The organism is Microbispora sp. NPDC004025 (assembly GCF_053604425.1).
In genome coordinates, this window is record NZ_JBSGHN010000002.1 from 1 (window position 1) to 25,933 (window position 25,933).

Consider the following 25,933-nt stretch of genomic DNA (forward strand, 5'->3'; position numbering starts at 1 on the left):
GCCGTCATGACGGGGTCATGCATGATTTCATGCACTGGCTTTTAGCACACTGTTGAGTTCTCAAGAAACGGACGCGACCACCATCACCCAGAACCTGATCAACAGGTCCCGAGATCCAGGGCGATAACTTCCGTTCGGCCGACTCTGCGGCGATCGCCGCACCGCAGACCTGGAGGGCCATGCGATCTCGGCCGATGCTCTTGTTAGAGTGACCGCCCCTCTCGGGGCAACCACTCCATCTTAAACCCTCGCCCGCTTCGCGTCAAACCCTTCGGTCTGGCCGCACCACGGATGACCCGGACTTGACGCGAGCGCCTCGTCTGGGTGGTTGTCAGAGTGGCTTGCCCGTCGGGGTCCGGCCGCCTGTCGGCGTCCCGCTCTCCCCGGGGGCGAAGAAAACATTAGGCAACCCGGGTCTGGCCGTCAAATCACGGCGAGATGGCCGAAACCCCAGGCCAGACGGGAACTTCCGGCGCTGACCGCCATGAACGCCACAAGATTGTTACCCTCGTCACAACAACTCTTGGCCATAAAACAGCCGCCCCAGCCTCAGGCCGGGGCGGCTGTTCGGTTCCGAGGGTCAGGCGATCTCGACGCCGCCCACCGTCTTCTTGCCTCTGCGCAACACGAGGAACCGGCCGTGCAGCAGGTCGTCCGCCGAGGGCACGTACTCCTCGTCGGTGATCTTCGTGTTGTTCAGGTACGCGCCGCCCTCCTTGACGGCACGCCGCGCCGCGGACTTCGACTCCACCAGCCCGCTCTCCGCGAGCAGCTCGACGTACGGCGCACCCAGAGCCGGCACGACGGCCTTGGGCACCTCAGCGAGGGCGGACTCCAGCGTCCGGGCGTCGAGTTCGGCCAGGGAGCCCTGGCCGAACAGCGCACGCGAGGCGGCGATCACGCGGGCCAGCTCGTCGGCACCGTGCACCAGAGTCGTCAGGTCCTCGGCCAGGGCTCGCTGCGCCTCTCGAGCCGCCGGCCGCTCGGCCACGGCCTTCTCCAGCTCCTCGATCTCCTCCCGGGTGCGGAAGGTGAAGACCTTGAGGAAACGCACCACGTCCCGGTCGTCGGCGTTCAACCAGAACTGGTAGAACGCGTACGGCGAGGTCAGGGCGGGATCGAGCCAGATCGCACCGCCCGCCGTCTTGCCGAACTTCGTACCGTCGGCCTTGGTGATCAGCTTGCCGGTGAGCGCGTGGACGTGCCCACCCTCGACCCGCCGGATCAGGTCGACTCCGGCGGTGATGTTGCCCCACTGATCGCTGCCACCGAGCTGCAGGGTGCATCCGTTCCGCCGGTACAACTCCAGGTAGTCGTTGGCCTGCAGGATCTGGTAGCTGAACTCGGTGTAGCTCAGCCCCTCACCGGCCAGCCGGGCGGAGACGGATTCCCTCGCCAGCATGCGGTTGACGGGGAAGTGCTTGCCGACGTCCCGGAGGAAGTCGATCGCCGACAGCTGCGCCGTCCAGTCGAGGTTGCTGACCAGCGTCGCCGCCGTCGGCCCCTCCTCGAACGACAGGAACTTCTCGACCTGCACGCGGATGCGCGCCACCCACTCGGCGACGATGTCGCTGGAGTTCAACGCCCGCTCGGTGCTGCGGCCGCTCGGATCGCCGATCAGACCGGTGGCGCCGCCGACCAAACCGATGGGCCGATGGCCCGCGCGCTGGAAGCGGGTCAGGATCAGCAGCGTGGCCAGGTTGCCCACGTGCAATGACGGTGCGGTCGGGTCGAAGCCCGCATACACGGTGATCGGACCGTCGGCCAGCGCCTTGCGCAGCGCGTCGATGTCGGTGGTCTGCGCGATCACGTCGCGCCACTCGAGCTCGTCGAGGATGTCAGCCATCTCCGACGTCGGCACGAGATTGCCTGAAGTTGCGGTCACGGTCGTGGCTTTCGCTTATTGATGGTGGATGTACGGGCTTCCGTACAAGCCTGCCTGATCACGAAACCTTATCGCCACTTCACTCCGGCGCGTCAGCTCGTGGTGCGACCCCGGCGCCGGGGCACGTGGGCGCGGTACGGCGACACGGTGGGATCCCCGTCGATCCAGAACCGCCAGGGCGTGTCGGCGCCCGCGGACACTCCGGTTCGGGGGCCCGTCCTGACCTGGCCGGACGGCACGGCCCGGCCCTCGTGCACCCGGATCGGGCCGCCGGCGCAGCAGTCCGTCCCGTTGTGCTCCCGCACCAGGCCGAGCGCCACCGTGAGCCGGGCCGGTCCACGCGCCAGGTCACGGTCCGGGACCCGCCGCACCAGCCCTTCCAGTTCCGGACCGTCGGCGTGCGGCATACGGCGGATGCGGGCGGTGTGCACGCCCGCGATCACCTCGCCGGCGCGTAACAGGACGGCCGAGCCGGTGCCCGCGGGCATGCACACGAGGTTCGCGCAGTAGTGCATGCCGTACGTGAAGTAGACGTAGAGGTGCCCCGGCGGCCCGAACATGACCGAGTTGCGCGGCGTGCGTCCCCGGTAGGTGTGGGAGGCCGGGTCCTGCCCCGGCCCGCCGTACGCCTCGACCTCGCTCAGCCGCACCGCCACCGACCCGTGCACGACCACGCGGCCGAGCAGGTCGGGCGCGACCACGTCAGAAGGACGGTCGAAGAAGTCGCGGCCGAGCGGCGCGCCCGCGACGTCCTCGATCAGCTCTCGTTCGCCCATGCCGCCTGACCGTCGACGGTCTCCCGGAGGTTCGCGATCTGGTCGCGGACCCGGTCGGGCGCGGTGCCGCCGAAGGCGCTGCGGGCGGCCAGCGCGCCGTGCACGTTCAGCACGTCACGCACGCTCGCACCCGTGGCGTCGACGGCGAAGTGCGGCGAGACCTTGGCCAGCTCGTCGTCGGTGAGCTCGCCGAGGTCCTTGTCGTTCACCTGGCACCACACCACGAGGTGGCCGACGGCCTCGTGCGCGTCACGGAACGGGACCCCGCGGCGGACGAGCAGTTCGGCGAGGTCGGTCGCCAGGGCGAAGCCGTCGGGCGCGCTGGACTCCAGCTTGGCCTTGTTCACCCGCATCGTGGAGACCATGCCCGACACCGCGGGAAGCACCAGAAGCAGGGTGTCGACCGCGTCGAACACCGGCTCCTTGTCCTCCTGCAGGTCCCGGTTGTAGGTGAGCGGCAGGCCCTTGAGGGTCGTCAGCAGCGACATCAGCGAACCGATCAGCCTGCCGCTCTTGCCCCGGGCCAGCTCGGCGACGTCGGGGTTCTTCTTCTGCGGCATGATCGACGAGCCGGTCGAGTAGGCGTCGTCCACCTCGATCCACCGGAACTCCTGCGAGGCCCACAGCACGATCTCCTCGCCGAGCCTGGAGATGTGCACGCCGATCAGCGCGGCACAGAACAGGAACTCCGCCGCGAAGTCGCGGTCGGCGACCGCGTCCATCGAGTTCGGCGCGGGAGCGTCGAACCCGAGTTCGGCGGCGACGGCGGCGGGGTCGAGCGGCAGGGAGGAACCGGCCAGCGCGCCCGAGCCGAGCGGCGAGATCGCCGCGCGCCTGTCCCAGTCACGGAGGCGGTCCACGTCCCTGGTGAGCGCGTGAACGTGAGCCAGAAGCTGGTGGCCGAACGACACCGGCTGGGCGTGCTGCAGGTGCGTCATGCCGGGGGCGGCGACGTCGGCGTTCTCCTCGGCCTGGCTGATCAGCGCCGTCTCCAGCTCGGCGAGCCGGGAGACGATCGTGCGGACGTGGTCACGCAGGTAGAGGCGCAGGTCGGTGGCGACCTGGTCGTTGCGGCTGCGGCCGGCGCGGAGCTTGCCGCCCAGCGAGCCGAGCCGTTCGAGCAGGCCACGCTCCAGTGCCGTGTGCACGTCCTCGTCGGCCACGGTGGGGCGGAACTCTCCCGTGCGGCAGGCCCGGTCGAGGTCGTCGAGCGCGCCCAGCATGCGGTCGAGCTCCTCCTGCGTCAGCAGCCCGGCGCGGTGCAGCACCCGCGCGTGCGCGCGCGAGGCAAGCAGATCGTACGGCGCGAGCCGCCAGTCGAACTGCACGCTCACCGACAGGCGCGTGAGGGCGTCCGCGGGTCCCCCCTCGAACCTGCCACCCCAGAGCCTCATCGGCTTGTTGTCCGCCACCGTCTTCTCCCTCCGATATTCGAGTCCCTGCCGAAAAGATGACCGCGCACCGTTCCCGCCCGGGCCGTCGTACGTAGATCCTTGCGCCTGGTCCGGCTTTCTCGGATGAACACTCGGCGCGATTCTTCACGCGGATCCTTTGCGGGACTAATCCGCGACCTTAGCCGACGTACGCCCCGGTCCCTGCACCGGAACCGGGGCGTATGCCGAGTCGATCAGGCCTGGCGGGAGTCCCGCGCGGCCGCGATTTCGTTCTCACCGATCGAGTGCCTCGACCTCTCGACGAGGCCGATCGGCAGACCCTTCCCCGGCGACATCGCCGTAGGAGGCGGGCACTGCCCGATCCGTCACTCTTCCCGCTCTTCGCCGTCGTGGGCGCGGACCTCCGCGGCGAGCTTGTGCCTGCTCACGTCGGGCGTGCGGCGGGTGGCGAGGTTGAGCAGGGACTCCGCCAGCCCCTGCCCCCCTGCGGGATCACGGCTGATGACGAGGATCGTGTCGTCGCCGGCCACCGTGCCGAGGATGGATTCCCAGCCCGCGTGGTCGATGGCCGAGGCGAGGAACTGCGCCGCTCCCGGCGGCGTGCGCAGGATCACGAGGTTGGCCGACGCCTCGGCCGACACCAGAAGCTCCTCCGCGATCCTCCGCAGCCGCGCGTCGGGGTTCTCCGGCAACCCGTTCGTGGCACCGGTGCGATAAAGGGGAATCCGCCCCCCGCCCTCACCGGGCAGCGCGTAGACCAGCGTGCCGTCGTCGGCCCGCAGCTTCAGCGCGCCCAGCTCGTCGAGATCCCGGGAGAGCGTGGCCTGGGTGACCTCCACTCCCTGCTCCGCCAGGAGCTTGGCCAGCTCCGGCTGCGAGCGCACCTTGTGCCTGGTCAGCAGCTCCACTATGCGAGCGTGCCGGGCGGCCTTGGTGAGCGGGATGGTCACGACCCCTCCGCGCCCCGTGTCGCCAGCCAGTGCAGCAGCGCCTTCTGGGCATGCAGCCGGTTCTCCGCCTGGTCCCACACGACGCTCTGCGGCCCGTCGATGACGTCCGCGGCTATCTCCATCCCCCGATATGCCGGAAGACAGTGGAGGACGATCGCGTCCGGGTCCGCGAGGCCGAGCAGGGCGGTGGACACCTGGTAGGAGGCGAAGGCCGCGACCCGCTCGTCCTTGCCGTCCTGGCCCATGGACACCCAGGTGTCGGTGGCGACGACATGGGCCCCGGCCACCGCGGCCGCCGGGTCGCTCACCGCCGTGACCGACCCGCCCGTCGCCGCCGCGATCTCGGCCGCCCGCTCCATGACCAGGGCGTCGGGCAGGTAGCCCGCCGGCGCCCCGACCCGGACGTGCATGCCGGCCGTGGCCCCGCCCAGCAGGTAGGAGTGGGCCATGTTGTTGGCACCGTCGCCGAGGTAGGCGAGCGTGAGCCCCCTCGGCGAGCCCTTGTGCTCCCGGATCGTCTGCAGGTCGGCGAGGATCTGGCAGGGGTGGAACTCGTCGGTCAGCGCGTTCACCACCGGCACCGACGAATGGGCCGCCATCGCCTCGATGCGCTCCTGGCCCGCCGTCCGCCACACGATCGCCGCGACCTGCCGGGACAGCACCCGCGCGGTGTCCTCGACCGGCTCGCCGCGTCCCATCTGCGACGTGCCGAGGTCCATGACCAGTGGCTGGCCGCCCAGCTCGGCGACGCCGACGGTGAAGGAGACCCGGGTGCGGGTGGAGGGCTTGTCGAACAGCACGGCGACCGTGCGGGGGCCCGCGAAGGGCCGGTAGCCGAACCTGTCCTTCTTCATCGCCTCGGCCAGGTCGAGCACCTGTGCCTGCTCCTCCGGCGACAGGTCGTCGTCCCGCAGGAAGTGCCTGACACGCGCCGGGTCCGCGCCCTCCCTGACTCGCGCCGGGTCCGCGCCCTGCCTGACTCGCGCCGGGTAGCCACCCTGGCTCGGGCCGTCGTCGGGGGTCAGGAGGTCGTCGTCAGGCATTTGCGGTCTCCAGGATGCCGGGCAGTGCGTCGAGGAAGGTCTTCACATCGGACTCGGTGATCACAAGCGGTGGCGCGAGCCGTACCGCGTCGGGCTGAAGGGCGTTGACCAGGAAACCTGCCTCCTGCGCCGCCGCCTGCACCTGCGCGGACTTGGGCGCGGTGAGGACGGCGGCCAGCCAGAGCCCTCGGCCCCTGACCCCCTTGAGCAACGGGTGCCGCACGGCGGAGATGCCCTCGGACAGCAGCGCTCCCACCTTGGCGACGTTGCCGAGCAGTCCGTCGCGCTCGATCGTGTCCAGCACCGCGAGCGCCGCCGCGGACGAGATCGGGTTGCCGCCGAAGGTCGAGCCGTGGTCGCCCTTGGCGAAGACCTCGCCGGCTTCGCCGAAGCCCACACAGGCGCCGATCGGCAGGCCGCCGCCGAGGCCCTTGGCCAGCGTCAGGACATCCGGGACGACCCCTTCCGCCTGGTGCGCGAACCAGTGCCCGGTACGGCCGATGGCCGACTGGATCTCGTCGGCGACGAGCAGCGCCCCCGCCGAGGAGCAGATCTCCCTGGCGGCCCGGAAGTAGCCCTCGGGCGGCGGGACGACCCCGGCCTCGCCCTGGGTGGGCTCCAGGAAGACCGCGGCGCAGTCTTCGGTCACCGCGTTCTTCAGCGCGTCCGCGTCACCGTAGGGGACGAACCGCACGTCGAGCGGGAACGGCCCGAACTGGTCGCGGATCGACGGCTTTCCGGTGAGCGACAGCGCGCCGAGCGTACGCCCGTGGAAGCCGTTCTCCGCCGCGACCATGTAGCCGCGGCCGTGGGTCCTGCCGTACTTGATGGCGATCTTGACCGCCGCCTCGTTGGCCTCGGTGCCGGAGTTGGCGAGGAAGACCCGCGCGGGCTCCGCGAGCAGGGCGAGCAGCTTCTCGGCGAGCAGCACCTCGGGCTCGTGCAGGAACAGGTTCGAGGTGTGCGCGAGGGTTGCCACCTGCCGGGACACCGCCTCGACCAGGGCCGGGTGGTTGTGCCCGAGCGAGGTCACCGCGATGCCGCCGATGAGGTCGAGGTAGCGGCGTCCGTCCACGTCCCAGACGGCGCAGCCCTCACCGCGGGCGATGGCGACGGGCGGCACACCGTAGTTGCGCATGAACGCCGCTTCGAAACGTCCGCGCAGTTCGTCGTTGGTGCTCATCTGGCAACCTCCCCGTTGACGGCGCCGTCCGCCGTCGCCCCGATCCCGTCCGCCGCCGCGACGGCGGCGTCGGGCTCGACCATCGTCCCGATGCCCTCGTCGGTGAAGACCTCCAGCAGCAGCGCGTGCGGCACCCGCCCGTCGAGCACGTGCGCCTGCGGGACGCCACCGCGCACGGCGGCCAGACATGCCTCCATCTTCGGCACCATGCCACTGGACAGCGAGGGCAGCAACGCGGCGAGCTCGGACGCCCCTATGCGGCTGACGACCTCCTCGCTGCGAGGCCAGTCGGCGTACAGCCCTTCGACGTCGGTGAGGACGATGAGCTTCGACGCCTGGAGCGCCACGGCGAGGGCGGCCGCGGCGGTGTCGGCGTTGACGTTGTAGATCCCGCCGTCCTCGCCTCGGGCCACGGAGGACACCACGGGGATGCGGCCGTCGTCGAGCAGGGCCCGCACGGCTCCGGCCTCGACCCTGATGATCTCCCCGACCTGGCCGATGTCGACCTTGACGCCGTCCACGACGACGTGCTTGCGCTCGGCGGTGAACAGGTGGGCGTCCTCGCCGGACATGCCGACCGCGAACGGGCCGTGCCCGTTGATCAGGCCGACCACGTCGCGGTTGACCTGGCCGACCAGGACCATCCGGACGACCTGCATCGCCTCGGGGGTGGTCACCCGCAACCCGGACACGAAGTGGCTGTCGATCCCGAGCAGGTCGAGGTGCGACTGGATCTGCGGGCCGCCGCCGTGCACGATCACCGGCCGCAGGCCGGCGTAACGCAGAAACACCACGTCGGCCGCGAACTTGGCCCGCAGGTGCTCCTCGGTCATCGCGTTCCCGCCGTACTTGATGACGACGGTCGCGCCGTGGAAGCGCGCCAGCCAGGGCAGCGCCTCGATCAGGGTGTGCGCCTTGTCCAGGGCGCCGTTCCGCCTGACGCTCATGACGAGTACGCCGAGTTCTCGTGGACGTACGCCGCCGTGAGGTCGGTGGTGTGCACGGTAGCGGTGTGCGTGCCCGCGGACAGGTCGACGGTGATGGTCACGTCGCGGGGCCGCAGGTCGACCTTGGCACGGTCGTCCCCCGCCGCGCCGCCGCGGCAGATCCAGATGCCGTTGACCGCCACGTTGACCCGCTCGGCCTCGAACACGGCGTCGGTGGTGCCCACCGCGCTGACCACCCGGCCCCAGTTGGGGTCCTCGCCGTGGATGGCGCACTTGAGCAGGTTCGAGCGGGCCACCGCACGGCCCACCGCCACCGCGTCCTCCTCCGACGCCGCGCCGACGACCTCGATGGCGATCGCCTTCGTGGCGCCCTCGGCGTCGACCAGAAGCTGGCGGGCCAGGTCCGCGCAGACCGCGGTGACGACCTTCTCGAACTCGGCGAGGTCGGGGCGAACGCCCGACGCGCCGCTCGCGAGCAGCAGCACCGTGTCGTTGGTCGACATGCATCCGTCGGTGTCGAGCCGGTCGAACGTCACGGAGGTGGCCCTGCGCAGCACCGTGTCGAGTTCCTCGGAGGTGAGGTCGGCGTCGGTGGTGAGCACGCACAGCATCGTGGCGAGTGCCGGCGCGAGCATCCCCGCGCCCTTGGCCATGCCGCCCACCATGTAGCCGTTCTCACCGCGGCGAAAGGAGATCTTGCTGACGGTGTCGGTGGTCCGGATCGCGTCGGCCGCCGCCAGGCCACCGTCGCGGCTGAGCTGGGCGGCCGCGGTCCCCACGCCGCCGAGCAGCGTGTCGATCGGCAGCCGCTCGCCGATCAGGCCGGTGGAGCAGACCGCGACCTCGGCCGCGGAGTCGTCCAGGACCTCGGCGACCTTCTCGGCGGTGGCGTGGGTGTCCTGGAAACCCAGCGGACCGGTGCAGGCGTTGGCGCCGCCGGAGTTGAGGACGACGGCCCTGACCCGGCCTTCACTGAGGACCTGGGCCGACCACAGGACCGGTGCGGCCTTGAAGCGGTTGCGGGTGAAGACGCCGGCCGCGGCGCGCGAGGGGCCGTCGTTGACGACCAGGGCGAGGTCACGGGCGCCGCCGCTCTTGATCCCGGCGGCGACTCCGGCGGCGCGGAAACCCAGCGGTGCGGTGACGCTCATGCCGCCCCCTCGACTGCGAGCTCGGAGTCACGTCGTGCCGAAGGCGCGCAGGTCAGTGCCGCGCGAATCGCGCTCTGCCTATCGATTCGCTCGCTCATGCGCGCTCCTCCAAACGAAACAATCTTGCTCACGGGGCGACTCCATTGGTGGGAAGTCCGACTTCTTCCGGCAGGCCGAGAGCGAGGTTGGCGCTCTGGATCGCGCCGCCCGCGGTGCCCTTGGTGAGGTTGTCGATGGCGACGACGGCGACGATCCGCCCGGCTCGCTCGTCGAGGGTGACCTGCAGGATCGCCGTGTTGGCCCCGGCCGTCATCGCGGTCGCCGGCCAGACCCCCTCGGGCAGCAGGTGGAGGAACGGCTCGTCCTTCACCGCCGTCTCGTACGCCTCGCGGAGCGTGGCGGCGGTGACGCCGGAGGCGGCGGGAGCCGTGCAGGTGGCGAGGATGCCCCGGCTCATCGGTGCGAGGGTCGGCGTGAACGACACGCGGACCGGCCGTCCGGCCACCGCCGACAGGTTCTGCTCCATCTCCGGAGTGTGCCGGTGCACCCCGCCCACCCCGTACGCGCTGACCGAGCCCATGAGCTCGCTGCCGAGCAGATGGGCCTTGGGTGCCCGGCCGGCCCCGGAGGCGCCGCTCGCGGCGACGACCACGACGTCGGGCTCGGCCAGCCCGGCCGCGAAGGCGGGGAACAACGCCAGTGTCGCGGCGGTCGGGTAACAGCCCGGGACGGCGATGCGCCGGGCGCCGCGCAGGACCTCACGCTGACCGGGCAGCTCGGGCAGGCCGTAGGGCCACGTGCCGGCGTGGGCGCCGCCGTAGAATGCTGTCCACTCCTGCGCGCTGGTCAGCCGGAAGTCGGCGCCGCAGTCGACGACGAGCGTGCCGTCGCCGAGTTCGGCGGCGACCGCGGCGGACTGGCCGTGCGGGAGGGCGAGGAAGACGACGTCGTGGCCGGCGAGCACGTCGGGGGTGGTCTGCTCGATCACCCGACCGGCCAGCGACGGCAGGTGGGGCTGGTGGGCGCCGAGTCTCGTGCCCGCGCTGGACGCCGCGGTCAGCGCGCCGATCTCGACGTCGGGATGGCCGAGCAGCAGGCGGAGCAGCTCTCCTCCCGCATAGCCGCTGGCTCCGGCGATCGCCGCCCTCATCCGCGCCCCCGATTCTCCGCGATCACTGCATGGTCATGCAGCAGACCTCATGTTCTTGCTTGTGTAGAGAGTATGCAACGCAAAGCATGAGCATGCAAGCAGCGTTCCGAGGAATGGACATCTAGCCGCCGTACCTACCGGTCGGTATCGTGAAACCTCCGGTTAACGAACGAATCCGGGAGTGCGCCAGCATGACGATCACGAACGAACAGGTCCAGGCCCAGCTCACGGCGCCCGGACAGCTCTTCGAGATGGACGAGGTCGAGGTCGGCGGTCACAAGATCCGGGCGTGGAAGCATGCCCCGGCCACCTTCCGGGCCCTCCTGGAGATCACCCGGTTCCACGGGGACAAGGTGTTCGTGGTCTACGAGGACGAGCGCATCACCTTCGAAGAGCACTTCCGGCTGGCCGCGACACTCGCCAACCGTCTCGTGGACGACTTCGGCGTGCGCAAGGGCGACCGCGTCGCCGTCGCCATGCGCAACTATCCGGAATGGATCATCTCCTTCTCCGCGGTGCTCGCCGCGGGCGCGGTGGCCGTGCCGCTCAACGCCTGGTGGACCGAGCAGGAACTGGCGTACGGCCTCGACGACTCGGGTGCCAAGGTCGTGATCGCCGACGGCGAGCGCGCCGCCCGGATGGCCGGCAGCGGCCTGCCGATGATCGTCACCCGCGGCGCGGGCGCCAACTGGGCGGAGGTCCTCGGCGAGGTCCGGGCCGACGTGACGCTGCCGCAGGTCGACATCGGCCCCGACGACCTCGCCACGATCTTCTACACCTCCGGCACCACCGGCAGGTCCAAGGGCGCCCTCGGCAGCCACCGCAACCTCGGCCAGGCGCCGATGACCGTCGCGTACGCGATGATGCGCACCGTGGCCATGGCCGGCAGGGACGTGGCCGCGGCGGCCGAGAAGCGCAGGATCACCCTGCTCACCGTGCCCCTCTTCCACGTCACCGGGTGCTTCGCCGTGCTGATGACCACGATGTTCAGCGGCGGCGGGCTCGTGCTGATGTACAAGTGGGACCCCAAGCGGGCCCTGGAGCTCATCGAGCGTGAGCGGGTCACCGTGATGAGCGGCGTGCCGACCAACGCCTGGCAACTGCTGTCCCACCCCGACCTGGACAAGCACGACGTCTCCTCGCTCGGCTCCATCTCGTACGGCGGCGCCCCGGCCCCGCCGAAGCTGCTGGAGCGGCTCACCGAGACGCTCCCCAACCGCACGCCCGCCAACGGGTACGGCATGACCGAGACGACCGCGCTCGCGATCTACAACAGCGGCGCCGACTACCTGGCCAAGCCCGACAGCATCGGACTGCCGCTCGCCGTCGTGGACGTCAAGGTCTGCGACCCGCTCGGCGCCGAACTGCCGCCCGGCGAGGTCGGCGAGCTGTGCATGCGCGGGCCGATCGTCATCATGGGCTACTGGAACCGCCCGGACGCCACGGCCGAGACGTTCGTGGACGGCTGGCTGCACACCGGGGACCTGGCCCGCATCGACGAGGACGGCTTCGTCTACATCGTCGACCGCGCCAAGGACATGGTGATCAGGGGTGGCGAGAACGTCTACTGCGCCGAGGTCGAGGCCGCCCTGTTCGAGCATCCCGCGGTGGACGACGCGGCGGTGATCGGCATCCCGGACGACGAGCTGGGCGAGCAGGTCGGCGCCGTCGTACGGCTCAAGCAGGGCGCCGGCGCCACCGGCGAGGAGCTCCAGGAGTTCCTGCGCGGCCGCATCGCGGCGTTCAAGGTGCCGGTGCGGTTCTGGTTCAGGGAGGCCGAACTGCCGCGCAACCCCGGCGGCAAGGTACTCAAGACCCACCTGCGCAAGGAGACCCTGGGCCTCTAGGGTTACCTGCCACGTAATCGCCCCGCCTCGGGGGTCCGTGACACCGTTCACGTGTCGTCACGGAAGACATCCCCGAAGGAGTGGAAATGACCGATCACACTGCCCTGGCCGAGCGTTACGTCGCCGCCTGGAACGAGCGCGACGCCGAGGCCAGGGCGAAGGCCGTGGCGGAGCTGTGGGCCGAGGACGGCGGCTACACCGACCCGCTGGCCTCCGTCACCGGACACGACGGCATCGCCGCGGTGATCGCCGGTGCGCAGGAGATGTTCCCCGGGTTCGTGTTCACCCTCGGCGGGCCCGTGGACGGCCACCACGACATCGCGCGCTTCACCTGGCACCTCGGCCCGCAGAGCGCCGGAGAGGCGGCCGAGCCGGTCGTGATCGGCTTCGACGTGATGGTGCTCGACGAGGACGGCCGGATCCGCAGCGTGTACGGCTTCCTCGACAAGGTTCCCGCCTGACCGCCTCTCCCCCGGGAGCCCGTCCTCAGAAACGAGAACTGGGGGCGGGCCCGGCGGAGCGGACGCGGTCGCGCGTGCCGTCGGCCGGCCACATCGGGGCGATCCCGGCCACGAACCGGGCGAGCGCCTCGTCGGTGTCGGAGGGCAGTTCGTCGGGCGTGGGGGTGGCACGCAGGATGTCCGCGGCCAGGTCCTCCGCCCCGCGATCGTCGGCCGGGGACCTGGCCATGTCACCGTCCGGCGTGAAGTGCATCTTCTCGTCCCAGGGCGCGACGATCATCTGGCAGAGCAGCGCGCTGACGTCGGCGCTGACCTGAGGCGGCTCGGTCCAGCATGTCGCGTGCTCGTAGAGGATCTGGCCGGCCGCGCGTTCGTACAGGTCCACGACGAGGTCACCGGCGTTCCCGAGGTCGTAGGCGATGACGACCGTGTCGGTCCGGCCGGAGGCGAAGGGCTCGGCGGGCAGCCCCAGGACCTGGGACGCGGCGAGGCCGAGAGCGAGATCGCCCCGGCCGGGCAGCAGGGACACCGTCTTCGGCGTCCGGCCCGCCGCCTCCAGGACGGTGCGCAGCCGGCGCAGGCCGTACAGGCAGGCGCCGAAGTCGTCGTTCAGGTAGGCGTACCGGCCGTTCATGCCCTGGTCGACGCCGAACGGCGACAGGGTGGCCAGGACACCGCCGGTCAGCGCGAAATGCCAGCCCCGCAGGTCACGTGGGTCGAGCCGGCCGAGGGCCCGCGCCTGCCGCGCCCGCGCGAGCATCCTGGACAGACGGCCCCGGGCCGGCAGCCAGAACTCGTCCTCCGGGAAGGGGAGCCCGTCCGCCTCGGCGGCGGCACGGTCCACATCGCCGGACATCAGCGCGTTGTAGGCCAGCAGGTAGCGATCGGGCCACGGAGTCAGGACGGCCTCGTGCTCGCGCAGCACGAAAACGGCCTCGCCGTGCCGATTCTCGTCCTCGAAAGCGGTGACCAGCTCCCGCAGGATCGCCGCCGAGCCCGGCTCCCGGCGCAGCGCCTCCCGCAGGGCGGGGACCGCCAGGAAGGAGGCGCCCCGCTCTATGCAGGCGTAGCCGTACGCGTAGAGCGCCCGCGGCCGGCCGGGGTCGGCCGACACGGCGGCCGCCGTCTCGGCCAGGTCGGCGAACTTCATGAGTTCCGCCGCCCGCCGGACGAGGGCCGCGCTGTCGGCGATCGGGAGACGATCCACGGTGGAGCGCAGATGACCCATGAGCCCGGAGACGTCGCCGGCTTCCGCCAGCGCCCGCGCCTTCTGTAGATCGCTGTTCATAGGGGGAACCTACTGGCGCCCCATGCCGTGGATCACCGCGTTTTCCTCATCCTTTCTCAGGCGAACGTGATCGGCTGCGGCCACCCACCGAAGTGTCGCCGGGGCGCGGCGGAAAAGCAGTTGCCTGCCCTCGCGGCGAATCGATGGAATGGGCCATCGTGGGGGGCAGCCCTGATCGTTCTGTGAAGTCCCTGGCCCGGCGGCTGAGACTGGATCTCAGCCCGCTGCGGGAGTTCCGCGACTTCCGCCTGCTGCTCGGCTCCGGTCTGATCACGATGCTCGGCACGGTCGTCACGACCGTGGCCGTGCCGTACCAGATGAAGCAGCTCACCGACTCCTACGTGGCGGTGGGCCTGGTCGGCATGGCCGAGTTCGTCCCGATGGTGGTCTGCGGCCTGTGGGGCGGCGCGATCGCGGACGCGCACGACCGGCGCAGGATCGTGATACTCAGCGAGCTCGGGCTGTGTCTGTCCTCGGCGCTCCTGCTCGTCAACGCGCTGCTGCCCCGGCCGCAGGTCTGGGTGCTGTACGCCGCCGGGGCGCTGGCCGCCGGGCTCGGCAGCATACGGTCGCCCAGCGAGCAGGCGATGATCAACCGCGTGCTGCCGCTGGACCGGATGCCCGCGGCGTTCGCGCTGCAGGGCCTGGTCCGCAACGCCGCCATGATCGCGGGGCCGGCGGCGGGCGGTCTCATCGTGGCCTCGCTCGGGCCGGCCGCCTCCTACGGCGTCGACGTCGCCTCGTTCCTGCTGTCCCTCGCGCTGCTGGTCAGGGTCGGCGCAGTCCCGCGCGCCGAGGAGCCCACGCCCGCGTCGCTGCGCTCCCTGCTGGAAGGCGTGCGGTACGCGCTGCGGCGGCCCGACCTGATGGGCACCTATCTTGTGGACATCGCGGCGATGGCCTTCGCGAGTTCCACCGCGCTGTTCCCGTTCCTCGCCGAGGACCTCGGCGCGTCGAAGGCCGTCGGAGTCCTGTACGCGGCCGGTGGCGTCGGCGCGGTGGTCGCCTCCCTCACCTCGGGCTGGACGGCCCACGTCCATCGGCACGGGCTCGCCGTCATCGTCTCGGCCGCCCTGTGGGGCGTCGCCGTGGCGCTCGCGGCCCTGATGCCGGACATCTGGCTGATGTTCCTGCTCCTCGCCGTCGCCGGCGGCGCCGACATGGTGAGCGGCCTGTTCCGCGGCACCATCTGGAACCAGACGATTCCGGACTCCTACCGTGGACGGCTCGCGGGCATCGAACTGCTGTCCTACTCGGCCGGACCGATGCTGGGCGACGCGCGCGCCGGGTTCATGGGCCAGTTGGGCGGCACCCGATTCTCCCTCGGAGCGGGCGGCCTGCTGTGCGTGGCCGCGGTCGGGCTGATGGCGGCCGCGCTGCCCAGGTTCCGCCGGTACGACGCGAGGACCGACGAGCACGCGCTCGCTCTCCGCCCGCCGGAGTCCGCGACGGCGTGAAAGGTTCATCGGCGTCCGGCGGTGCGACCCGCGCTTGACCGGTTGCCGCTGAAATATTTCTACCGAGTCTTTGACATGTTTCAACGGCGCTTCCCAGAATGATGCCCCCGGCGAACCGCCGGGCCGGACGGCGCCTCCCTCGCAGGGTGACGTGCCACCAGGCCTGGCCCCGGTGTCCGATCAGAGCCCCGGCAGGAGGAGCAGACATGGCCGACAGCGCCGTGCCCATTGGAAGACGCGCAGGCTTACGCAAGACGGTCGCCACGGCGCTCGCGGGCGTCGTCACCGCGGCGCTCGCGACCGTGACCCTGTCCGCCACCGCCGCGCAGGCGGCCGACTGCAGCGGCGGCTACGTCGGACTCACTTACGACGACGGCCCGAATCCCAGCAACACGACGAACCTGCTCAACACGTTGAAGGCCAACGGCCTGCGGGCCACGTTCTTCAACATCGGCCAGAACGCCGCCGCCAACCCGTCCCTGGTCAGAGCGCAGGTGGACGCGGGCATGTGGGTCGGCAACCACAGCTACACCCACCCGCACCTGCCCCAGATGAGCAGCTCGCAGATCCAGTCGGAGCTACAGCGGACCCAGCAGGCCATCCAGCAGGCCACCGGCTCCGCGCCCAAGCTGTTCCGCCCGCCGTACGGCGAGACCAACTCGACCCTCCAGTCGGTGGAGCAGCAGCTCGGCCTGAAGGAGATCATCTGGGACGTCGACTCCCAGGACTGGAACGGCGCCAGCACCTCCGCCATCGTCCAGGCCGCCGGCCGCCTGCAGAACGGTCAAGTCATCCTGATGCACGACCAGTACGCCACGACGGTCCAGGCGATCCCGCAGATCGCCGCCAACCTCCGCAGCCGCAACCTGTGCGCCGGCATGATCTCCCCCACCACCGGCCGCGCCGTCGCCCCCGACGGCGGCGGGCCCGTCTCCCCCTCCCCGACGATCCCGCAATCCCCCAGCCCCAGCCCCAGCCCCAGCCCCAGCCCCAGCCCCAGCCCCACGATCACACCCACGGGGGGACCGGGCGGTTGCACGGCGACGATGGAGACCGTCAACTCCTGGGGTGGCGGGTTCCAGTCGAACGTGACGGTGCGCGCGGGCAGTTCGGCCATCAGAGGCTGGACGGTGACCTGGAGCTGGCCCGGCTCCCAGTCCGTCAGCCAGCTGTGGGGAGGCCTGCGGTCCGGCTCCGGCTCCTCCGTCAGCGTGCGCAACGAAACGTGGAACGGCAGCCTGGGCGCGAGCGCCTCCACCACCTTCGGCTTCGTCGCCAACGGCACCGCCGCCACGCCGGCACTGACCTGCAGCGCGTCCTGACGGACAGCGCGACGGCGATCGCCTGACACCGGCCGTGCGGCGGGAAGGGCTCACCTCCCCGCCGTACGGCCGTCCCGTCTCCAGGTGCGGCTCTACTCGGAGGCACGTGGACTGCCCGAATCGGCCGCCTCATGAAACCTTCATCCGATGTTTCGGCAGCTCAACGGGAACATGAGCGACTCATTTGTTGAAATGTTTCTGTGAATCTTTGACATGTTTCAGTCTCGTTCTCCAGAATGATGCCCCGGCGAACCCCTGGGCCGGGCGGCGCCCACCTATCGGTGGACAGCGCCGTCCGGCCCTCCCGATCGGAGGAGCAAGAGATGGCCGACAGCGCCGTGCCCACCGCAAGACGTGCAGGCTTACGCAAGATGCTCGCCACGGCGCTCGCGGGCGTCGTCACCGCGGCGCTCGCGACCGTGACCCTGTCCGCCACGGCCGCGCAGGCGGCCGACTGCAGCGGCGGCTACGTCGGACTGACGTACGACGACGGGCCCAACCCGAGCAACACCACGAATCTGCTGAACACGTTGAAGGCCAACGGCCTGCGGGCCACGTTCTTCAACATCGGCCAGAACGCCCAGAACAACCAGTCCCTGGTCCGCGCCCAGGTGGACGCGGGCATGTGGGTCGGCAACCACAGCTACACCCACCCCCATCTCACCCAGATGAGCAGCTCGCAGATCCAGTCCGAACTCCAGCGGACCCAGCAGGCCATCCAGCAGGCCACCGGCTCGGCGCCCAAGCTGTTCCGCCCGCCGTACGGCGAGACCAACTCCACGCTGAAGTCCGTCGAGCAGCAGCTCGGCCTCAGGGAGATCATCTGGGACGTCGACTCCCAGGACTGGAACGGCGCCAGCACCTCCGCCATCGTCCAGGCCGCCGGCCGCCTGCAGAACGGCCAGATCATCCTCATGCACGACCAGTACGCCACGACGGTCCAGGCGATCCCGCAGATCGCCGCCAACCTCCGCAGCCGCAACCTGTGCGCCGGCATGATCTCCCCCACCACCGGCCGCGCCGTCGCCCCCGACGGCAGCGGGCCCGTCTCCCCCTCCCCGACGATCCCCCAGTCTCCAAGCGCGACTCCCACCTCCGGTGGTGGCAGTGGGCAGATCAGGGGTGTCGCCTCGGGCCGCTGCGTGGACGTGGCGAACGCGAGCACCTCGGACGGCGCTCAGGTGCAGCTGTGGGACTGCAACGGCCAGACCAACCAGGCCTGGAGCTCCTCCTCGTCCGGTGAGATCCGGGTGTACGGCAACAAGTGCCTGGACGCGGCCGGCACCGGCAACGGCGCGAAGGTGCAGATCTACAGCTGCTGGGGTGGCGACAACCAGAAGTGGCGCGTCAACTCCGACGGCAGCATCCAGGGCGTCCAGTCCGGGCTGTGCCTCGACGCCGTCGGCGCCGGCACCGGCAACGGCACCCAGCTCCAGCTGTACTCCTGCCACGGCGGCAACAACCAGAAGTGGACCTGGAACCGATAGCCCGCACCCGTGGCCCGCAATGCGGAGCACCTTTGGCGCATTGCGGGCCACGATCCGGCCACCCCATTGGCGTATGAACCTGGCCGTCGGTCTCCTGCCGTGTGGACTGACCGCCAGGAACGGTGCGGCGCTCTCCGGGGAGCGCCGTACCTTTCCGCTGTCCAGGTCTCCTTCAGGGCCCGGGGCGGGCGCACGATGACCACGAAGTGGCCATTGCTCCTCCGGTTACCCGCGGGTATCGTCCGGAATTGAGCCTGGCTCACATTCACGCGCGTGAACAGCACCACCACGGTCCCTTCACCCCCCCGACACCGCGAAGGGAAGATCCCCCATGCACGCGCGCCTTCGACGGGCGATCACCGCTGCCGCCGCGCTGGCCCTGGTCGCCGTCGGCCTGCCCGCGGCACCGGCCGCCGCCGCCCCTTACTACCCTCCCGACGACTATTGCCTGGGCCAGTGCGCGGACATCCTGCCGCCCGGCCAGAACGGCAACGCCACGCTCGTCGACATCCTGGGCAACCAGACCCTCGGCACGTATCCCGCCCACAGCAAGGACCAGCTCGGCAGGTACGCCGACCTCATCTCCGGCTACACCGGCCTCACCGACGAGCAGATCTCCGCGTTCTTCAACGACAGCGGTTTCGGCGTGCCGGCGAACCAGGTCGCGAGCACGGTGAGCCCGCGCTCGGACGTCACCATCGTCCGCGACAAGGCGACCGGCGTCCCGCACGTCACCGGCACCACCCGGGAGGGCACCATGTTCGGCGCCGGATACGCCGGCGCGCAGGACCGCCTGTGGCTGATGGACCTCATGCGTCACGTCGGCCGGGGCGAGCTGACGCCGTTCGCCGGCGGCGCGGCCGGCAACAGGGAGCTGGAGCAGAGCGTCTGGCGCAACTCCCCCTACACCGAGGCCGATCTCCAAGCGCAGATCGACCGGCTGCGGACCGCCGGCTCCAGGGGCGCCCAGCTGTACGCGGACGTGCAGAGCTACGTCGCCGGGATCAACGCGTACATCGACCACTGCATGGCCAACCGCGACTGCCCGGGCGAGTACGTGCTGACCGGCCACCTCGACGCGATCACGAACAAGGGCGGCCCGGAGGACTTCCGGATGACCGACCTGATCGCGATCTCCGGCGTGATCGGCGGCCTGTTCGGCGGTGGCGGCGGCGCCGAGATGCAGTCCGCCCTCGTCCGCGTGGCCGCGCGGGCGAAGTACGGAGCCGCCGAGGGAGACCGGATGTGGACGGCCTTCCGCGCCCAGAACGACCCGGAGACCGTGCTGACCCTGCACGACGGGCAGAGCTTCCCCTTCGGGGCGGCCCCGTCCGGCGCGACCGGAGTGGTGCTGCCCGACGCCGGCACGACCGCGCCGGTCGACATCACGGCCAACGAGACCGGCACCGCCACCTCCGCGACCACGCAGGCCGAGAGCGCGCTGACCGGGCTCACGGTCGACAATTCCAAACCCGGGATGTCCAACGCCATCGTGATCTCGGCCGCCAAGGCGGCCGGCGGGCACCCGATCGCGGTGTTCGGGCCGCAGACCGGCTACTTCGCGCCGCAACTGCTCATGCTGGAGGAGCTGTCCGGGCCCGGCATCCGGGCACGCGGCGCGGCCTTCGCCGGGCTCAACCTCTACGTGCTGCTCGGACGCGGAACCGACTACGCGTGGAGCGCCACCTCCGCCGCCGAGGACATCACCGACACCTACGCGGTGACGTTGTGCGACCCGAACGGCGGCACGCCCACGCTCTCGTCGGACCACTACCTCTACCACGGCGCCTGCACGGCGATGGAGACGCTGAAGAAGACCAACTCCTGGAAGCCCAACACGGCCGACTCCACCGCCGCCGGGTCGTACGACCTGGTCGTCAAGCGCACCAAGTACGGCCTGGTGACCTGGCGGGGCACGGTCGGCGGCGTGCCGACGGCCTTCACCACGCTGCGCTCGACCTACCAGCACGAGGCGGACTCCGCGATCGGGTTCCAGATGTTCAACGACCCGGCCGAGATGGGGTCGGCGGCCGCGTTCCGCAACTCGGCCTCCACCATCGGCTTCGCGTTCAACTGGTTCTACGTGAACTCCGCCGACGCGGCGTACTTCATGTCCGGCAACGTCCCCGTACGGTCGGCGGTGTCCGACCCGAACCTGCCCATGGCGGGCGACGCCGCGCACGAGTGGAGCGGCTTCGACCCGGCGGCCAACACGGCGTCCTACGTCCCGCCCTCGGCGCATCCGCAGGCGGTCAACCAGGACTACTTCGTGAGCTGGAACAACAAGCAGGCCAAGGACTTCGGCGCGTCGGACGGCAACTTCAGCTTCGGCGCGGTCCATCGGGGCGACCTGCTCGACGCGCCGGTGAGAGCGGCCCTGTCCTCGGGCACCCTCGACCGCGCCGGAGTCGTGAAGATCATGGCGTCGGCCGCGACGACCGACCTGCGCGGATGGAAGGTGCTGCCCAAGCTGCTGCGCGTCGTGAACAGCGCCGCCGTCTCCGATCCCGCTCTGGCCTCAGCCGTCGCCAAGCTGTCCGCCTGGGCCGCCGCGGGCGCCACGCGGCAGGAGACCTCGAAGGGCAGCAAGACGTACGCGCACGCCGACGCCATCCGGATCTTCGACGCGTGGTGGCCGAAGCTGGTCCGGGCGCAGTTCCGGCCCGGACTGGGCGACGGGCTCTACCAGGCGCTCGTCAACGCGCTGCAGATCAACGAGTCGCCCTCCGGGCACCAGCAGGGCGACGTCTCCTCACTGCCCGGCTCGGCCAACGAGGCGCAGCCCCACAAGGGCTCGTCGTTCCAGTACGGCTGGTGGGGCTACGTGGACAAGGACATCCGGGCCGTGCTGGGCGACCCGGTGGCAGCTCCCCTGCCGGCGAAGTACTGCGGGGCCACCGTGGCGGCCTGCCGTACGGTCCTGCTGGACAGCCTGGCGGCCGCGCTGGCCGAACCGGCGGCGACGACCTACCCGGGTGACGACTCCTGCTCGGCGGGCGACCAGTGGTGCGCCGACGCCGTCCGGCAGTCACCGCTCGGCGGCGTCAAGCACTCGCTGATCTCGTGGCAGAACCGGCCGACCTACCAGCAGGTGGTCTCGTTCCCCGCGCACCGCGGCGACGACGTGACCGACCTCGCCCTGGGCCGTACGGCGAGCGCGTCGAGCACGCAGGGCTCCAACGGCCCCGCCAAGGCCGTCGACGGAGACCCCGCGAGCCGGTGGGCCAGCGCGTGGAGCGACAACCAGTACATCCAGGTCGATCTCGGCTCGGCGAAGACCGTGAGCCGGGTCATCCTGCGCTGGGAGGCGGCGTACGCCTCGTCGTACCGGATCCAGACCTCGGCGGACGGTTCAACATGGACCACCGTCGCGCAGACGACCACGGGCGACGGCGGCGTGGACACCGTCACATTCACGCCGGGCAGCGCGCGCCACGTGCGGATGCAGGGGGTCAAGCGGGGCACCGGCTACGGCTACTCGCTGTACTCCTTCGAGGTGTACGGCAGATAGGACGGTCAGCCCGGCTCGCGCCAGCCCTCGCCCTCCTCGGCGAGGGCGTCGAGCCGGGCGAGGCCGGCCGGGCCGAGCGCGCCATCCGGGTCGTCCACCACGACCACCCACTGGGCGTCCTCGGCGTCGTCCTCGCCGGCGAGCAGCTCACGGACGACGGTGGGGACGCCCAGTGCCGGGAACAACTCGGCCACGGCCTCGGCCGACTCCTCCGCGCTGTCCCGCTCGGGGAACACCAGCAGGTGACGCACCGCTCCTCCGGAGATCGCTGCTCGCCCCTCGACTGCCCATGGGTGCAGGGGGCGACATGGCGGCGGGTGCCGGCCCGGTGCGCGTTCGCACCGCTGCCGGCACCCGCCGAGGTGAACCTTCTCAGGCGCCGCGGAGCTGGGCTCCGGTGCGCTGCGCGGCGACGGCGACGGCGGCGTCCCGCGCCGCCGTGGTCTCCTCGGCCGTGAGCGTGCGGTCGGGGGCCCGGAACCGCAGCGTGTAGGCCAGGGACTTGTTCCCCTCGCCCACCTGCGGGCCCGTGTAGACGTCGAACAGCCTGACCGACTCGAGCAGCTCGCCCGCGCCCTCGCGGAGCGCGGCCTCGACCTCGGCGACCGGGACCGAGGCGGAGACGGTCAGGGCGACGTCCTGCGTCGCCACCGGGTAGGCCGAGACCGCGGGCGTCTCCACCGGCCCGGCGGGAACCAGCAGCGACAGCTCCAGCTCCATCGCGCAGGTGCGCGGCGGCAGCCCGTAGGCCTCGACGACCCGGGGGTGCAGCTCGCCGGCGTGACCGGCCAGGACCTGCTCACCGGTCTCCGCGTCGGTCACGGTCAGCGCGGCGCACCGCCCGGGGTGCCACGGCTCGTGCTGGTCGGCCCGGACGCCGAGCTCCACACCCGCCGCACGCGCGACCGTGCGGGCCGCCTCGACGGCGTCCGCCCAGGACGCCTGCCGGCCCTGGCCCCACCAGCCGGAGCGCTCGAACTCTCCCGCGAGCACCACGGCCACCCGGAGCGGCTGCCTCGGCAGCGCCCTCTCGATCGCCGCCAGCTCCTCCTCAGAGGGCCTGCGGTCGACCGCGAGGACCGGCGCCGTGGCGGGGGCGTCCGGCTCGGGCCGGTAGACCAGCCCGGACTCGAACAGCGCCGCGTCGGCGAATCCGCGGCCCACGTTGCGCACCAGGATCTTCAGCAGACCGGGCAGCAGCGTGGTCCGCATGTACGGCTCGTCCTCGCTGAGCGGGTTGACCAGCCGGGTCGCCCGCCTGCGGGGGTCCTCACCGGGCAGCAGCAGGTTGTCGAGGTCGCGCGGTCCCATGAACGGGTAGGCGAGCACCTCCACGAAGCCCGCGTGGGCCAGGGCCCGGCCCACCCGGCGGCGCAGCCGCTGCTCCTCCGTCAGCCCGCCGCCGGCGGGAGCGGGCGGCAGGACCGACGGGATACGGTCGTACCCCTCCAGCCGGATGACCTCCTCCGCGAGGTCGTTCGGGTCGGTCAGGTCGGGACGCCACGTCGGCGGCGTGACGGTGATCAGGTCGTCGCCGTGCACGGCCAGCCGGCCGGCGAGGTCGCCGGACGCGAGCACGCCGGTGGCAGCGACACCGGTCCCGGCGGCGGCCGCGGGCGCGGCGCCCTCGGTCACCGTGCAGCCGATCTGCTCCAGCCTGCGGATCACGCTCTCCCGCTCGTACGGCACGCCCGCCACGCGGCTGGGGTGGTCGACCGGGATGGTGATCCGAACCGGGGACACCTCCGTCTGGGCGTGGGTCACTCCGGGCTCGGCGACGGCCCCGCCCAGCTCGGCCAGGAGCTGGACGGCCCGCCACGACGCGGCCAGCGGCAGCTCCCGGTCGACGCCGCGCTCGAACCGCTTGGACGCCTCGCTGACCAGGTTGTGCCGCCGCGACTCGCGGGCGATGCCGGTGGCGGAGAAGTGCGCCGCCTCGATGACGATGTCGGTCGAGGTGTCGGAGATCTCCGTGTGCAGGCCGCCCATCGTGCCCGCCATCGAGATCGGGCCCGAGTCGTCGGTGATGAGGATGTCCTCCTCGTGGAGCGTGCGCACCACGTGGTCGAGCGTCTCGAGCTTCTCGCCCGGCCGGGCCCGCCGTACGACGACCGTGCCGGACAGGCGCGACCGGTCGAAGGCGTGCAGCGGCTGGCCGAGCTCCAGCATCACGTAGTTGGTGACGTCGACGGCCAGCGAGACCGAGCGCATGCCGGCGCGGGCCAGCCGCACCCGCATCCACAGCGGGGACACGGCGGCCGGGTCGAACCCGGTGACCGAGCGCAGCACGAAACGGTCGCAGGCGGTCGGGTCGGCGATCGCCGCCGGCCAGGACTCGCCGCCGTCCGCCGGCGTCTCGACCGCGGCGGGGTCGCGGAACGGCACGCCGAACGCGACGGCCGCCTCACGCGCGACGCCGCGGATCGACAGGGCGTATCCGCGGTCGGTGGCGACCTCGAGTTCGAGCACGTCGTCACGCAGGCCGAGCAGCTCGACCACGTCCGCGCCGATCGGGGTGTCCTGCGGCAGCAGCAGGATGCCCGGGGAGGACTCGGCGATGCCGAGCTCGGCCTCCGAACAGATCATGCCGTCGGACAGGCGCCCGTAGGTCTTGCGGGAGCCGATCTCGAAGCCGCCGGGGAGCACCGCGCCGGGCAGCGCGACCGGGACCACGGCGCCCTCGGAGAAGTTCGTCGCGCCGCACACGATCTCGCGCGGCGTCGCCTCCCCCACCTCGACCTTGCAGTGCCGGATCGGCTTCTTGAACCCGGTCAGCTCCTCGATCTCGAGGACCCGGCCGACCACGACGTTCTTGATCTCGTGGCCGTGCGACTGGATGGCCTCCAGCTTGAGGCCGGCGGCGGTGAGCCGGTCGGCCACCTCCTGGGCGGTGACCGCGGGGAGATCGACGTACTCCCGCAGCCATGAAAGCGGGACCTTCATCAGACCTCCATCCCGAACGGCAGGGTGAACCGGATGTCGCCCTCGACCATGTCACGCATGTCCTCGGCGTTGTGGCGGAACATCAGCGTCCGCTCCACGCCCATGCCGAAGGCGAATCCCGAGTAGACGGCGGGGTCGACACCGCAGGCGATCAGCACGCGCGGGTTGACCATGCCGCAGCCGCCCCACTCGATCCAGCCCTCCGACTTGCAGGTGCGGCAGGGCGGGTTGCCGGGCACCGCCGAGGAGCCGCGGCAGACGAAGCAGCGCAGGTCGAGCTCGGCGGACGGCTCGGTGAACGGGAAGTAGTGCGGCCGGAAGCGGGTGGTGATCCCCGCGCCGAACATCACCTCGGCGAACCGGTCGAGCGTGCCCTTCAGGTGGGCCATCGTCAGCCCCTTGTCCACCGCCAGGCCCTCGACCTGGTGGAAGACCGGTGTGTGCGTGGCGTCGAGCTCGTCGGTGCGGAAGGTCTTGCCCGGCGACACGACGTACACGGGCAACGGGCGCGAAAGCAGGGCCCTGATCTGCACCGGGGACGTCTGCGTGCGCAGCACCTTCCCCGACTCGACGCTCTCCACGAAGAACGTGTCGTGGTCGGACCTGGCCGGGTGGTCGGTGGCGATGTTCAGCGCGTCGAAGTTGAACCACTCGCCTTCGAGCTCGGGCCCCTCGGCCACCTCGTAGCCCATCGCGACGAAGGCGTCCGCGATGCGCTCCTGGAGGGTGGTCAGCGGGTGCCGGGCGCCGCGCGGCGCGCGGTCCCAGGGCAGCGTGACGTCGACGGTCTCCTCGATGAGGACCCGCTCGTCCCGCTCGGCCTCCAGCTCGGCCTGGCGGGCCGCGAGGGCCTCACCGATGGCCTTGCGCGCGGTGCCGATCCGTTTGCCCGCCTCGGCTCGCGCGGCGGGCGGCAGTGCGCCGATCTCACGGTTGGCCAGCGCGATCGGCGAGCGGTCGCCCGCGTGCGCGAGCCTGGCCTGCTTCAGATCGTCGAGGTCGCGCGCCGCGGCGATGGCGGCGAGGGCGTCGGCCTGCGCCCGCGCGACCTCGTCGGCGTGCAGCGGCGTCACCTCGACCGGGTCATAGGTGTTCGACAAGAGAGAGCTCCGTATCCAGGGGCTTGCGAGCGCCCTGC

At 71.2% G+C, this 25,933-nt stretch carries 19 protein-coding genes; 6 read left to right on the top strand and 13 right to left on the bottom strand.

The window, feature by feature from the left end:
• Positions 1–580: 580 nt before the first annotated feature.
• The 9 genes from tyrS to argC form a co-directional block, all read right to left on the bottom strand.
• Complete coding sequence (tyrS, locus tag ACWEQG_RS04430; protein WP_363468661.1) at positions 581–1,846, bottom strand: tyrosine--tRNA ligase; 1,266 nt, start codon at positions 1,844–1,846, stop codon at positions 581–583.
• A gap of 131 nt (positions 1,847–1,977) precedes the next feature.
• Positions 1,978–2,661 carry a DNA-3-methyladenine glycosylase gene (locus tag ACWEQG_RS04435; RefSeq protein WP_452281665.1) on the bottom strand — a complete coding sequence of 228 codons (684 nt, stop codon included), beginning with the start codon at positions 2,659–2,661 and terminating at the stop codon, positions 1,978–1,980.
• Positions 2,643–4,055: an argininosuccinate lyase gene (gene argH, locus ACWEQG_RS04440; protein WP_363468659.1), complete on the bottom strand. Its 1,413-nt coding sequence runs from the start codon at positions 4,053–4,055 to the stop codon at positions 2,643–2,645. Before argH ends, ACWEQG_RS04435 begins: the two co-directional genes overlap by 19 nt.
• Positions 4,056–4,420: 365 nt before the next feature.
• Positions 4,421–5,005 (bottom strand): arginine repressor, encoded by a 585-nt coding sequence (locus tag ACWEQG_RS04445; RefSeq protein WP_363468655.1) that lies wholly within the window; start codon positions 5,003–5,005, stop codon positions 4,421–4,423.
• On the bottom strand, positions 5,002–6,048 hold the full coding sequence (argF, locus tag ACWEQG_RS04450; RefSeq protein WP_452281667.1) for an ornithine carbamoyltransferase: 1,047 nt from the start codon (positions 6,046–6,048) through the stop codon (positions 5,002–5,004). Before argF ends, ACWEQG_RS04445 begins: the two co-directional genes overlap by 4 nt.
• Complete coding sequence (locus ACWEQG_RS04455; RefSeq protein ID WP_452281669.1) at positions 6,041–7,231, bottom strand: acetylornithine transaminase; 1,191 nt, start codon at positions 7,229–7,231, stop codon at positions 6,041–6,043. Before ACWEQG_RS04455 ends, argF begins: the two co-directional genes overlap by 8 nt.
• Positions 7,228–8,178, bottom strand: coding sequence for an acetylglutamate kinase (gene argB / locus ACWEQG_RS04460; protein ID WP_452281671.1), 951 nt, complete (start codon positions 8,176–8,178; stop codon positions 7,228–7,230). Before argB ends, ACWEQG_RS04455 begins: the two co-directional genes overlap by 4 nt.
• Positions 8,175–9,329 (bottom strand): bifunctional glutamate N-acetyltransferase/amino-acid acetyltransferase ArgJ, encoded by a 1,155-nt coding sequence (gene argJ, locus ACWEQG_RS04465; protein WP_452281673.1) that lies wholly within the window; start codon positions 9,327–9,329, stop codon positions 8,175–8,177. Before argJ ends, argB begins: the two co-directional genes overlap by 4 nt.
• Positions 9,330–9,456: 127 nt before the next feature.
• Positions 9,457–10,479 carry an N-acetyl-gamma-glutamyl-phosphate reductase gene (argC, locus tag ACWEQG_RS04470; protein WP_452281675.1) on the bottom strand — a complete coding sequence of 341 codons (1,023 nt, stop codon included), beginning with the start codon at positions 10,477–10,479 and terminating at the stop codon, positions 9,457–9,459.
• 191 nt (positions 10,480–10,670) lie between these two features.
• On the opposite strand from argC, the gene ACWEQG_RS04475 reads away from it, so the two are divergent.
• Entirely contained in the window at positions 10,671–12,326 is a 1,656-nt protein-coding gene (locus ACWEQG_RS04475; protein ID WP_452281677.1) for a class I adenylate-forming enzyme family protein, read from the top strand.
• Positions 12,327–12,412: 86 nt separating this feature from the next.
• Positions 12,413–12,787, top strand: coding sequence for a nuclear transport factor 2 family protein (locus ACWEQG_RS04480; protein WP_452281679.1), 375 nt, complete (start codon positions 12,413–12,415; stop codon positions 12,785–12,787).
• Positions 12,788–12,812: 25 nt separating this feature from the next.
• Here the strand turns inward: ACWEQG_RS04480 and ACWEQG_RS04485 are convergent, their stop codons facing one another.
• Positions 12,813–14,075 (bottom strand): hypothetical protein, encoded by a 1,263-nt coding sequence (locus ACWEQG_RS04485; protein ID WP_452281681.1) that lies wholly within the window; start codon positions 14,073–14,075, stop codon positions 12,813–12,815.
• 182 nt (positions 14,076–14,257) lie between these two features.
• Between ACWEQG_RS04485 and ACWEQG_RS04490 the strand changes: the two genes are divergently transcribed.
• The 4 genes from ACWEQG_RS04490 (at position 14,258) to ACWEQG_RS04505 (ending at position 21,852) form a co-directional block, all read left to right on the top strand.
• Positions 14,258–15,532, top strand: coding sequence for an MFS transporter (locus ACWEQG_RS04490; RefSeq protein WP_452281683.1), 1,275 nt, complete (start codon positions 14,258–14,260; stop codon positions 15,530–15,532).
• Between the two features lie 206 nt (positions 15,533–15,738).
• Entirely contained in the window at positions 15,739–16,854 is a 1,116-nt protein-coding gene (locus ACWEQG_RS04495; protein ID WP_452281685.1) for a polysaccharide deacetylase family protein, read from the top strand.
• Between the two features lie 323 nt (positions 16,855–17,177).
• A complete protein-coding gene (locus ACWEQG_RS04500) occupies positions 17,178–18,341 on the top strand; it encodes a polysaccharide deacetylase family protein (protein ID WP_452281687.1) in 1,164 nt (387 codons plus the stop codon).
• 331 nt (positions 18,342–18,672) lie between these two features.
• Positions 18,673–21,852 carry a penicillin acylase family protein gene (locus tag ACWEQG_RS04505; RefSeq protein WP_452281689.1) on the top strand — a complete coding sequence of 1,060 codons (3,180 nt, stop codon included), beginning with the start codon at positions 18,673–18,675 and terminating at the stop codon, positions 21,850–21,852.
• A gap of 5 nt (positions 21,853–21,857) precedes the next feature.
• On the opposite strand, the gene ACWEQG_RS04510 is transcribed toward ACWEQG_RS04505, so the two are convergent.
• The 3 genes from ACWEQG_RS04510 to pheS all read right to left on the bottom strand — a co-directional run bounded on the left by ACWEQG_RS04510 (position 21,858) and on the right by pheS (position 25,895).
• Positions 21,858–22,103 carry a hypothetical protein gene (locus ACWEQG_RS04510; RefSeq protein ID WP_169983101.1) on the bottom strand — a complete coding sequence of 82 codons (246 nt, stop codon included), beginning with the start codon at positions 22,101–22,103 and terminating at the stop codon, positions 21,858–21,860.
• A gap of 121 nt (positions 22,104–22,224) precedes the next feature.
• On the bottom strand, positions 22,225–24,795 hold the full coding sequence (locus ACWEQG_RS04515; RefSeq protein WP_452281691.1) for a phenylalanine--tRNA ligase subunit beta: 2,571 nt from the start codon (positions 24,793–24,795) through the stop codon (positions 22,225–22,227).
• Positions 24,795–25,895, bottom strand: a complete 1,101-nt coding sequence (pheS, locus tag ACWEQG_RS04520; RefSeq protein WP_452281693.1) for a phenylalanine--tRNA ligase subunit alpha — start codon at positions 25,893–25,895, stop codon at positions 24,795–24,797. The genes ACWEQG_RS04515 and pheS overlap by 1 nt, the downstream gene beginning before the upstream one ends.
• Positions 25,896–25,933: the final 38 nt, after the last annotated feature.